This is a genomic window from Proteiniphilum saccharofermentans (assembly GCF_900095135.1).
GTDB lineage: Bacteria > Bacteroidota > Bacteroidia > Bacteroidales > Dysgonomonadaceae > Proteiniphilum > Proteiniphilum saccharofermentans.
Genome location: NZ_LT605205.1, coordinates 1,555,757 through 1,567,276, shown reverse-complemented (window position 1 = coordinate 1,567,276; position 11,520 = coordinate 1,555,757). Strand labels below are relative to the sequence as shown.

Below are 11,520 nucleotides of genomic sequence, written 5' to 3'. Positions count from 1 at the left end.
GAGTAATAATTTTTTGGAGAAAGTATCAGAGGTATCTAATAACAGATTCCCCTGACACTTTAACCCTGATTATTATATTAATATCCTTTATTTTGAATCAACAGCTTATTGGTCTCAACCTCAAGGCGGGGAATCGGCAATAAATAATCGCGATCTTTGTTAAAGGAACGTATTTCTATCACACGCATTTCCGCCCAGTTAGGAACTTCACTGTAATCCGGTGTTGCATATTCATCAATCGTCGGCGCTGTTGCTAAAAGACCTTTAGGAATTCTACCCAGAAAATTGCCCGGCATCACTTTTTCAGCAATTCCCCATCTACGAATATCGAACAACCGGCTACCTTCGAAAGCAAATTCATACTTCCTTTCCCTTCGTACTGCAGCCCTCAGTTCCTGTTGACTTTTTCCTTCAGTTACCGGAGGCATGTTTACCCGCTCTCTGACATCATTTATTGCTTTATATACCGAACTATCAATATCGTTCGCTTCAATTTTGGCCTCGGCATACATTAACAACACGTCCGCATAGCGGAGAAGCATGATGGGAGTTTCTCCCACCGTAGGAAGATTCGGTATGGATTCAGCATATTTCCTCCAACAGTAACCGGAGAAAGAAGCATATGCATTCAATGCATCCTGGTTAGGCACACGAGTTGGAGGATTAGTATTATAATTCCAACACTCCACACTATCTTTATGCGTTTCAAACTGATATCCGAAAAAAACAGAACCAGGGACGACACAACTATAATCCAGACGGGGATCTCTATTTTTAAAAGGTTCAGTCGGATCATACAATGGGGATTTATCTATCGGCAAGCCGTCAATACACTCATAAGAGTCTATCAGACTCTGGGAAGGTATTTTCGATGAATACCCTCTCCCCATTCTGGTTGTGACACCATCAGGACCGTATGTCCCATATTGATAAAGATATTGCAGACTGAATAAAACTTCCTTTGTATTTCTTTGTTGGGAATTTTTGAATAGTGCTTCATAACTCGTTGCCAGTTCATAATCTAAGGCCATAACCTTTAAGGCGGAATTTATCGCTTCCTGCCATAAATTATTATGGAGTGCAATTTTTGTCCTGAGAGCAAGCGCCGCTCCTTTTGAAGCTCTCCCCAATTCCGATGCAGGAATACTTTCCGGTAAATATTGTGCAGCTTCTTCAAGATCGCTCAAAAGAAATGAGACAATTTCATTTTTAGAGGATTTCGCCAGCTGTGTATCGGCAATATCATTAATTGGTTTGATTGTAAAAGGAACATCACCGAATAGTTCCATTAGCCAAAAGTAATGAAATGCCCGGATGAATTTTGCCTCGGCTAAAATCCTGTTATATACATTTTCGGAAACATTATCTTTCCCTCTCGATATATTTTCAGTGATAAAGTTACATCTGCCAATCCCTGCATAAAATTGTCCCCAAATAGAAGCGACCAACTCATTATTACTGTCATGCTTTCCCGTACTTATATCCATATATGTTTGCCGTGCTCTCTCCCATCCAATATCAGTCAAACAATCCAGCAAAATAACGGCAGGGTAATTATAATCCTGAGAAGTTTTTAGTGTCGCATAAGCACCTGTTATCGCCATTTCCATCTCAACTTCCGTAGTTAAGAAAGTACCGTCGGAGGGTCTATCCAAAGGGAATCTTTCCAACCCCGAGTCACATCCGATAAATAACAATATCAAAAATATAAATAAAAAATATTTATTTGTTTCCATCTTTTTATTATCTTAAAATTTAACATTTAACCCAATAGAGTAGAGTTTAACCTGAGGATAATGACTTCCCATTCCGACAGGCGATTCAACATCGTATCCATCCCAGAACTTATCGAATGTTAACAAATTTTGGCCACTGACATAGACTCTCAGCATAGTAAAGGGCATATTTTTCAATACTTTCCCGGGAAGGCTGTAACCCAACTGAATATTTTTCAATCGCAGGTAGGCTGCATTTTTCATCCAAAAAGTGGAATTCTTCTCATTGTTTGTCTCATTAAAGGCTAATCTGGGAAACGAAGCATTTGGATTCTCAGGTGTCCAGTAGTCCTTATGCATTTCTAATGCTGTCCCACCCAGATAAAATGGCATTGTCGCATGTTGATTTAAGTAACCGTCAGCTTTTCCTACCCCTTGCCAGAACATACTCAAATCAAATCCCCGCCAAAATGTATTAATATTCAGGCTGTAAGTATAACGTGGAATAGTGCTTCCTATAATTTTCTCGTCTTTATTATCAATGACGCCATCATCGTTTTGATCCTTGTACTTAATATCCCCACGATTAAAATTTCCATATTGTGTAGCATGCAGGTAGTTTCCATTAGCATCGTAATCAGCATCGGTAATATAACCGATTGCTTCCAAACCATACAGTGAGTTTATAGGATAACCTTCATTACTTACTGTTAAACCTGTCCTGGTTACTCCTTTTAAATCAATCACTTTATTTTGTACATCTGATAACACAAAGACAATATCATATCGGAAATCGTTAATGTTATCATGGAAATTAATCCCCAAATCCCATCCTTTGTTATCGACAATTCCTGCATTCTGATAGGGTGCGCTCAAACCTGTGAATCTGGGTATATCCAGCCTTAATAGAATATCACTGGTTCGTTTATAATAATAGTCAAAATTCACAGATAATTTGGAAAAGAGAGAAATATCAATCCCGGCATTCGTCATGGTAGTTTTCTCCCAACTGATCCCGGGATTAGCCATATCACTTAGATAAGCAGTTGATACCGGCTGCCCCCCTATTACATAAGTACCGTAACTTAAGAATGATGCAAAAGGATAATTACCGATGAGTTGATTTCCCAATTGTCCCCAGGAGACTCTTAATTTCAGGTTGTCAACCTTATTTCTCAGTGATTCCCAGAAATTCTCTTCCGAGATACGCCATCCTGCCGAAAAAGAAGGAAAAACTCCCCACTTTTTACCGGAGGCAAAGCGAGAGGATCCATCATAACGCAGATTTGCCTCAAAAAGATATTTCCCTGAATAATCATAATTTAGACGTCCGTAAAAAGATCGTAAAATCCATTCAGAGCCGGAGCCATCATTTTTCATATTTTCAATGGAACCTGCCGACAAAACTTGGTATTGGGGAAATACAAAATTATCCCTGTAACCTGATATCCAATCATTGTTATAGCTCTCCTGCGAAAAACCGGTCAATACTTTCACCGTATGTCCTCCAAACGTTTTGTCGAGTGTAAGCATGGCTTTTACATCCTGATTGAGGGAGTTAGTTCTGTTTTCAGATAAAGAATTTACAGATGGTTTTGTGTATGCCACATCACCCGTTGGAGTATATGTTTGTACGGCTTGTTGAAATACTTTAGTTATATTCGGCACATAATGAAGGGAATAAGAAGCATCAGCCTGTAACCAATCTGTAATCTTATAATTCAGGCTACCTGTAGCAGCAATCGATGGAGTATTTTCGCTCCTCATCCCACTCTCCCAAATCTTCGCATAAGGATTATCACCATCCCAACCTATACCCATTTTTCCGTTGGAAAGTATAGCCGGTTGGGTAGCAGGCATTCTGTTCAGCCAATAAAGGATACCTGATCCGTCACCTGAAAGTGAAGACGCAGGCTCTTCCTGTTTCATTAAGCGTCCGTAAATATCAAACTTAGCTGTCAACCGGTCAGAAAGCAGCATGTCTGTATTAAACCTTGCCGTGTACCGTTTATAGCTTGTGTTTTCGACAATTCCTTTTTGATCATAATACCCTAATGCTGCCAGTACCCGGATTTTTTCAGATCCTCCATTCAATGTTACAAAATGACTCTGCTGAAAACCACTTCCCTGATAGATCAATTTTTGCCAATCCGTATTAGGATATAAATCCCGATTATCACCTCTCATCGTATTGTCAATTTGTTCCTGTGAAAAAACAGGACTTTTGCCAACATTCGTATTTGCCAGATTCATCATCACCATATGATCTACTGCGTCAACAGGCTTCCTCATATCGGTAGGAGTTTGCCATCCGGCATAACTATTGTAGGATACAGAAAATTCGTCACTCTTGGCACGTCTGGTTGTAATAAGTATCACACCATTTGCGGCACGTGAACCATAAATAGCCGAAGAGGCTGCATCTTTTAAAACTGAAATAGATTCGATCAGATTAGGATCAACATTATTAATATTCATCTCTACACCATCCACCAAGATCAATGGATTAGCGTCATTTAGTGTACCTATTCCCCGAATACGTATTGAACCAGCATCTTTACCCGGTTGTCCGGATTGCTGCGTAACTGTAACACCAGGTGCAATTCCTTGTAGTACCATCGAAGACTGCCCTACTTGTCGTCTTGTAATATCTTGGGAGCTAACGGTTGAGATTGCTCCTGTCAGATTCACCTTTTTCTGTGTTCCATACCCCACTACAACCACTTCATCCAACGATTTGGTATCTTCCTGCAAAACCACATTAACAGTATTCCTCCCTATTGTTACAATCTCTTGAGGCAGATAACCGATGTAGGATACAATCAGTACAGCATTATTTTCCACGCTTAACGTAAAATTACCGTCAATATCGGTTACCGTACCGTTCGCAGTACCTTTTTCAACAATATTGGCTCCGATAATAGGTTCTCCCAGCTGATCAGTAATTATACCTGTCACATTTTTCCGGGCCTGCTGAGCTGTTACCTGTACTTTAGAAATAACAATATGATTTTCGCGTACCACATACGTACATCCTGTGCCTTGCAGTAAGGCGGTCATAATTTCGAATAACGAACCCTCTTTTCGAGGTATGGATACTGTTTTATTTACATCAATAATTTCACGGTTATAGTCGACCGACATGTCGGTTTGCCTCTCTATTTCAGTAAAAGCCGTTCTGAGAGTCAGACGGGAGTTGGATAAGGAAACCTGTTGTGCCTGTGAGATTTGTGTCTGAAAAAAGAAAAAGGTAATGAACAGAAAGAGAAGTCGGTTCAAATAATTTATTCTCAATCTGTTTTTTATTAGATATATTTTCATAATTTTGTAAATTGATAGTTAGTACTTTATGCAATTATCCCTGTCTTCGTTTCATGGATAGTATTTGTTGTAGTATGTAACGATTTCAAACCGGGAAGCTTTTTACGACACAGGCTTCCCGGCTCTTTTTTTCATGGGCAAGCTCTCCTTCTCATATCTTAATTCAATTATGTCATTTTATGTAAATAGTATTATTATTTGCCGTCCATTTCAATCCGGGATTCAATGTTTCCAAGATAGTTAACACCTGCCGGACATCCTCATAAGGTGTATATTTTACAGAAAAACGTCCTCCTCCGTATTTTCTTACATCATAATAAACCGTAACATTGAAACGGCGTTCCACAGTACGTATAATCTCTTCAAAGGAAGCTTCTTCAAACACAAGGTATCCTTCTTTCCATCTGGAGACAAGTTCCGCATCGACCTGTAACCTGGATGTTTTTCCCTGACGATGATCATAAACGAACTGCTCGTTGGGACTGATTACTTCTGAAACTTTCACCTTTCCGTCGATATCCACCCGCACCGATCCTTCCTCCAGGGTGACTGCCGCAGTACCTGAGTCTACATATGATCTTACATTGAATGTCGTTCCCAGTGCTTCTACCTGCATATATTGGGTTTTCACGATAAAAGGCCGCCCGGGATCTTTCTCAACCCGGAAAGTTGCCTCGCCGCTCAGGAATAAACGTCGGATCGATCCCGAAAGGTCATCGGAATACAGTAACATGGAACCTGCATTCAGCCACACCTCAGAACCATCAGGTAAAAGAATTTGCTTCATTTCCCCATCAGGTACAACATGCTCTGCTATTTCCATTTTTGGGGCGGATGAGCCAGACTGATCATGCATGACCCAATAGGTAAGCAACCCGCCTATAAGAGGCAAAAGCAAAATAGAAGCAATGCGAAGCAGCCTTTGGGATAAGGGTAATTTTACCGTTTTCTTATTCTTACCTATCCTTTTATTTATTTCGTCTAAAGCCAATAGGGTGTGAGAATCGGTTTCAGCCTCTTCCCGCTCCCACAATTCATTCAGGACCTCGTTCTTTACTACGCTGTCGTCTTTACGTATAAACCATTGTTGAAATTTAAGAACAGATTCTTTAGGAAAATCATTCTCAAAAAAACGGGTTATCAATATGCGGATATGGTGTTTATCCATTGTATATACTATTATATTCTTTATACCGACTATTGAAAGATCATTTCAATCATGCCGGATTCATTCTCTATATTAAGGTAGACAGGAAAATCGGGAAGTACGCACAGGCCAATGTACATTTTTCAAAAAAATAAAAAAGAAACATGCTGAAGCGCTTTTCTCAAATCGCTCAACGCATTGGAAATATGGTTCTCTACCGTTCGTTTATTGATATTAAGACGGGAGGCAATTTCATCACTTGAAAAGCCGTCTTTTCGGCTCATCTTAAATACTCGCTGACGCTGTTCCGGCATTTGTGAAATCACCAGATCGATTAATAGAGAAAGGTCTTTGGCAAACATATCCTGTTCCGGCTCATACGTCTCGGGCCGATCCAACTGGCTGAGGGTATATTTTTCCTTTACAAGATTATGTTCGTAGTGATTATAAATCATGTGCCTTGCCATGGTAAATAAATATGCTTTAAACGATTTGATTTCTCTCATCATTTCACGGTTCATCCATACTTTATAAAATATCTCCTGCGTCATATCATACGCCTCCTCTTCATTTTTTATAAAACCACATAAAAAATGATAAATCTTAGGGTGATATACTAGAAATAATAATTCGTACGACCGATGGTCTCCCTCAGAAAGATTTGTCAGGCATTCTATTTCAAGTTGTTTATCCATGTAAAAATACTCACATGCAAAAAGAGAGTTCCCCTAGGGGATAGATCTCATAGATTATTATCAGGATATCAAAACAGGACTATTTTGTTAAGCAATACAAACAGCAGACAAGTTCACTTGGATTATATCGTTACGAGAACTATTTCGATAAGCGAGCACAGAGGCAAAACTTGTTTTGACTATGTCAAGCGTAGAAATAGTGCAATAAACTTGAAAACGACTGATGTAATCGAACATATTTTTGCAAAGATGCAAAAATATTATGAAAATAAGAAAACGCTTACACCGATTTTGTATTTCAATTCCTTAAAATCACAACTTATGACATCATGGCCAATCATCAGTTTACACATAGGGATAAAAACACAAGAAAATTCCTTATTCTGGTATTTCATTTTTCGATTTGGTATCTTATGTTTATCTTTGACTAATAAAATGGACAGAGTATGAGAATCTTCAGATACCGTACGCTGGCACAATATTACCACAAGCACCCCGATGCCAAAACAGCATTGGAAGATTGGTTCTCAAAAACGGAAGAGTCTGAATGGAACAATTTTTCCGATATGAAAGCCACATTCAACAGCGTGGACGCTGTCGAGAACCACCGATATGTTTTCAACATAAAAGGAAACTCCTATCGCCTGATAGCCATTGTGCTATTTGTGCCGAAACACGTTTATATACGGTTTATAGGAACTCATGCCGAGTATGATAAAATCACGGATGTTCAATCCTTAAAAAAGCAACAAGCAATGAAAGCAATTACTAACGACAGGGAATATCAAACCATCACTAAAAGAATAGACCAGCTATTGGACATAGTTACCGATGATAACTATAACTCTATACCCGAAGCTGTGGAACTTGATTTCCTTTCGACATTGATTGAGGAATACGACCGCAAGCACTATCCGATAGCGCTACCACAATTGTCTGAAGCAATCAGGCTCCGGATGTATGAAATGAACATCAATCAGGCGGAACTGGCGAAGTTGCTGGGGGTAAGTCCCTCACGTATTACCGAATATCTGTCAGGCAAAGAGCCCAGCCTTAACCCAACTTTCACCCTCAAAATTATTTTTGATAAAAAATGAGCCTGTTTTATGCTCCTTTGATGTGATAGCCATTTGATATTCAGCGATCGTATTTTTCGGAAGTATGTCAAATCCGGATTGTAGGACACTTTTGAATGCAAGTCTTGTTGTATTTTTGTCTCATGCACGTGAATGTACAACTACGTTTCAATTCCGCCACGGGACAGGAAGCTCCTTACTATCGACTGAAGGAGTCTTATCGAGATGTGCGCGGACATGTGCATTCCCTGATTGTACTGAATATCGGTTTTGAACCATGCCTGAAGCCTCTCCAGGTCAAACGTATTGCACGTGCCTTGACTATGCGTTTTCAACACCGGCATCATGGATCTCTTTTCCCGGAAAATAAGGATGGACTTTCTCACGAAGAGCGCCTCTTTGCCGAACGATACTGGCAACGCATGCTTGCCGAAGGAGGGATCGACCGGTTCAACCAAAAAGAGAACCAATCCAAAGAAGAGTCCGAAAGGTATATAGATTTGGATACAGTAGAACATACCGATGCCCGTAACATCGGCGCGGAATGGCTTTGCAAACAAACCATTGACCGCCTGGGGCTGGAAGATTTTCTAAGAGGCCAGGGCTGGAATGAAAACGCCATTCATGCCGCTCTCTCCCATCTGATTGTCCGAACCGTTTATAGTCCATCGGAATGGGCTACACACCGTGTCATGAAGGAGAATTCCGCTGCTTGCGAACTTTATTCAGGTACTCCGGATTGGACTCCGGGCATCAATGCACTCTACCAAATGCCGGATCGTCTTTATGGGATCAAAGATAAATTGGAACGACATCTTTGCCAAAGGACGGATAACCTGTTCAATATAGATAATCGTATCGTGCTTTTTGACCTGACCAACTTCTATTTTGAAGGCCGTAAAGCAGGAAGTCGCAAAGCGCGTTTCGGACGCAGCAAGGAGAAGCGCAACGACTGTCGATTACTGGTATTGGCCTTGTGCATAAACAGGGAGGGATTTATCCGTTATTCCTCTATTCTTGCAGGCAATACCTCAGACCCCAAATCACTTCCCGGTATGATTGACAAGTTGGCTGTCAAAACCTCCGTCACCAGTAAAAAGACCTTGGTTGTAATCGATGCAGGCATCTCCACCGAAGAGAACCTGCAAGGCATAAAAGAAAAAGGATACAATTATCTTTGCGTATCCCGCACACGGTTAAAAGACTACAGCCTCTCGAAGGATCACCGGACGGTAACCGTACATGACACCAGAAAACAGGAGATTACCTTGCGGGAAGTGCAGACCCGGCCTGAAGAGGATTATTATCTGGAGATCACCTCTCCCTCAAAAGCAATGACGGAAGCCTCCATGAACCGTCAATGGAAAGAACGCTTTGAAGGTGAGATGGAGAAAATCAACGAGGCCATTACAAGGAAAGGAGGTACCAAACGTTACGAAAAAGTAGTTGAACGAGTCGGCAGAGCCATTGAGCGTTATCCCTCCATCGCGCGACATTATCAAATAACGTACCTGTGCAATGAGAGGAAACCAGCTGAAATGCAAAAAGTAAACTGGACGATCAAGGATATTACCGCAATAGACAAAAACACGGGAGTCTATTTCCTGAGAACCAACGTACGGACTTTTGGCGAACAGACGACCTGGGAGTATTATAATTTGATTCGTGAGATAGAATGCACCAACCGGCAGCTAAAAACGGATCTCAATCTACGACCCATCTATCATCAAAAGGATGAACGCAGTGATGCGCATTTATTCTTCGGACTACTTTCTTATTGGATTGTCAATACGATACGCTTTCAACTCAAGCAATCGGGAGAAAACGCTTATTGGACAGAGATTGTTCGCCGCATGTCTACGCAGAAATTGGTGACTACAGAAGCCGTCAATGCCCTGGGTGAGAAGGTGGAACTGAGACAATGCAGTCGGCCGACAAAGCAAGCGGAGAGGATATACTCCATCCTAAAGATGAAACAGGCGCCGTTCAAGAAAATAAAAATATGTAGGTCACAGTCACCGCCAAGGGGATCGTCCTGACTCATTCTGGACAGGATTGCGTGGAAATGTAAGTGAAAGTTGGGTTAAGATTGCCCGAATAATATGCGAAAAACTGAATATCAGCGCCAATGTCGTTTTGGGCGTATCCAGACCTGCTTATTCGAAGTCGGGCGTTTATTAATCGATTAGTAATTTTTCTCGTTAAGAATATATAAATCGGAGATTTTTGATAAAAATAACCCGGTTTTATACGATGACAATAATAGTATTTTTACTACTTTTGAAGTATCGAGCAATAAGTAATTGCAACGATATATGAAAAAATACAAAGTAAAAGACGTGATAGATTAAAATGATTATCCGCAATAGTTCCTATTGTAAATTCTTGACTTGAAATCAGGAGCATACGTTACAGCGGCTATCAACAGTCTTTCAAACTGGTTTTCCCCGAAGTAACGCCTGTTGAATTTATAACAGAACTGGTTGAGATAATATTGCAAGTATTCCGGTTTTATCTTGTAATACACGCCCAAGAGCTGTCGTTTGGCATTGCTGATCGCGGTATGGACCCAGGGCAGCACATTGGAAAGATCCTCGTGTGGAATAACGGATGCCGTATGTGAATGGACATGCTCTTTCAATTTAGTGTAAGAAGTTGAGTCATCGGTGGTCAGGTCCGCCGTGCTTTCAACGTGCTCTTTGACATTCCTTGTAATTGTACCGGCTTTCAAGTCGTTGATGACTTTCATCTTCAGGTATCTGACCTTCTTGGGTTTCTTACCCGGTTTGGGGTTTTCAACGGTTTTGCTTTCAGCCATTACCAGCACTTTGGTCTTTTTTTGGCTCCCGCGGCCGCGCTTCAACGGTTTGTCCCTCTCTTGAAGGGATATTTCGGTGGAAAAGAAGGCGTCGTCCAACTCGATGGCTCCCTCAAGGGTGTACTCATCATCGCGTTTGCCCATCACGTCACGCAGTTTATTGACCATTTCCCATATGGGCTGGTAACGCTTGTGCCCCAGCTGGCGCTGCAGCTCCGCCGCGGAAAAGGAGCCCTTGGTCGCCGTGAGCAGGTGCATGGCCACGAACCAGTAACGGTAAGGCAGGTTGGAGTGCTGCATGACGGTGCCTGAACGCAAGGTTTGGCGTGCGCGACAACGCTTGCATTCATAGGTCTGCTTGTTTTCCAGCCAATAATGTTCTTTACAATTGCAATGCCGACAGGTTACTCCCATTTGGTCTCTTTGTTCTTTGAATTTTTTCCAACAGGATTCCTCATCGGGGTAATTTATAGCAAAATCCAGGATATTCATAGCTTGAATCTTTATATCGTTAGCGATGTAAATATAATGAATATCAGTGAATTGAACAAGTATTTTTGAAACTTATTTATAACTTTTTCCCGCTAAATTCTTTAGGAATAACTGCGGATAATCATATTAGACTATTCTTCGCCATGGCATAGCTCAAGCAAGCTTGGCTCTGCTCATTTGGATAAATAACTCATGCTCAGCAATGTTCAAGCAAGCTTGACGCTGCACTCGCTTACTCGTTATTTTGGCTTGACAG

At 41.0% G+C, this 11,520-nt stretch carries 7 protein-coding genes and 1 pseudogene; 3 read left to right on the top strand and 5 right to left on the bottom strand.

Annotated elements, in window-relative coordinates; translation table 11 throughout:
- Positions 1-77 precede the first annotated feature (77 nt).
- The 4 genes from PSM36_RS06005 to PSM36_RS05990 all read right to left on the bottom strand — a co-directional run bounded on the left by PSM36_RS06005 (position 78) and on the right by PSM36_RS05990 (position 6,878).
- On the bottom strand, positions 78-1,736 hold the full coding sequence (locus PSM36_RS06005; RefSeq protein WP_076929727.1) for a RagB/SusD family nutrient uptake outer membrane protein: 1,659 nt from the start codon (positions 1,734-1,736) through the stop codon (positions 78-80).
- A gap of 12 nt (positions 1,737-1,748) precedes the next feature.
- Positions 1,749-5,009 carry a TonB-dependent receptor gene (locus PSM36_RS06000; protein ID WP_161947551.1) on the bottom strand — a complete coding sequence of 1,087 codons (3,261 nt, stop codon included), beginning with the start codon at positions 5,007-5,009 and terminating at the stop codon, positions 1,749-1,751.
- A 199-nt stretch (positions 5,010-5,208) separates the two neighbouring features.
- Positions 5,209-6,204 carry a FecR family protein gene (locus tag PSM36_RS05995; protein ID WP_076929725.1) on the bottom strand — a complete coding sequence of 332 codons (996 nt, stop codon included), beginning with the start codon at positions 6,202-6,204 and terminating at the stop codon, positions 5,209-5,211.
- Positions 6,205-6,326: 122 nt separating this feature from the next.
- Complete coding sequence (locus PSM36_RS05990) at positions 6,327-6,878, bottom strand: RNA polymerase sigma-70 factor (RefSeq protein WP_076929723.1); 552 nt, start codon at positions 6,876-6,878, stop codon at positions 6,327-6,329.
- Between the two features lie 446 nt (positions 6,879-7,324).
- On the opposite strand from PSM36_RS05990, the pseudogene PSM36_RS17720 reads away from it, so the two are divergent.
- From PSM36_RS17720 to PSM36_RS05975, 3 genes and pseudogenes are all read left to right on the top strand, one after another.
- A pseudogene (locus PSM36_RS17720) lies at positions 7,325-7,600 on the top strand (type II toxin-antitoxin system HigB family toxin); the annotation flags it as partial.
- A 33-nt stretch (positions 7,601-7,633) separates the two neighbouring features.
- Positions 7,634-7,975 carry a helix-turn-helix domain-containing protein gene (locus PSM36_RS17860; RefSeq protein WP_394333052.1) on the top strand — a complete coding sequence of 114 codons (342 nt, stop codon included), beginning with the start codon at positions 7,634-7,636 and terminating at the stop codon, positions 7,973-7,975.
- A 122-nt stretch (positions 7,976-8,097) separates the two neighbouring features.
- The gene (locus tag PSM36_RS05975; RefSeq protein ID WP_076929716.1) at positions 8,098-9,993 is read left to right on the top strand and encodes an IS1634 family transposase; all 1,896 of its coding nucleotides are present in this window, start codon (positions 8,098-8,100) and stop codon (positions 9,991-9,993) included.
- 317 nt (positions 9,994-10,310) lie between these two features.
- On the opposite strand, the gene PSM36_RS05970 is transcribed toward PSM36_RS05975, so the two are convergent.
- Positions 10,311-11,264 (bottom strand): IS1595 family transposase, encoded by a 954-nt coding sequence (locus PSM36_RS05970; RefSeq protein ID WP_076929714.1) that lies wholly within the window; start codon positions 11,262-11,264, stop codon positions 10,311-10,313.
- Positions 11,265-11,520: the final 256 nt, after the last annotated feature.

Excerpts from the sequence above, each read along its gene's own strand:
- PSM36_RS06005 (WP_076929727.1), bottom strand. The coding sequence starts at position 1,736 with ATGGAAACAAATAAATATTTTTTATTTATATTTTTGATATTGTTATTT.
- PSM36_RS05995 (WP_076929725.1), bottom strand. The coding sequence starts at position 6,204 with ATGGATAAACACCATATCCGCATATTGATAACCCGTTTTTTTGAGAAT.
- PSM36_RS05990 (WP_076929723.1), bottom strand. The coding sequence starts at position 6,878 with ATGGATAAACAACTTGAAATAGAATGCCTGACAAATCTTTCTGAGGGA.
- PSM36_RS17860 (WP_394333052.1), top strand. The coding sequence starts at position 7,634 with ATGAAAGCAATTACTAACGACAGGGAATATCAAACCATCACTAAAAGA.
- PSM36_RS05975 (WP_076929716.1), top strand. The coding sequence starts at position 8,098 with ATGCACGTGAATGTACAACTACGTTTCAATTCCGCCACGGGACAGGAA.
- PSM36_RS05970 (WP_076929714.1), bottom strand. The coding sequence starts at position 11,264 with ATGAATATCCTGGATTTTGCTATAAATTACCCCGATGAGGAATCCTGT.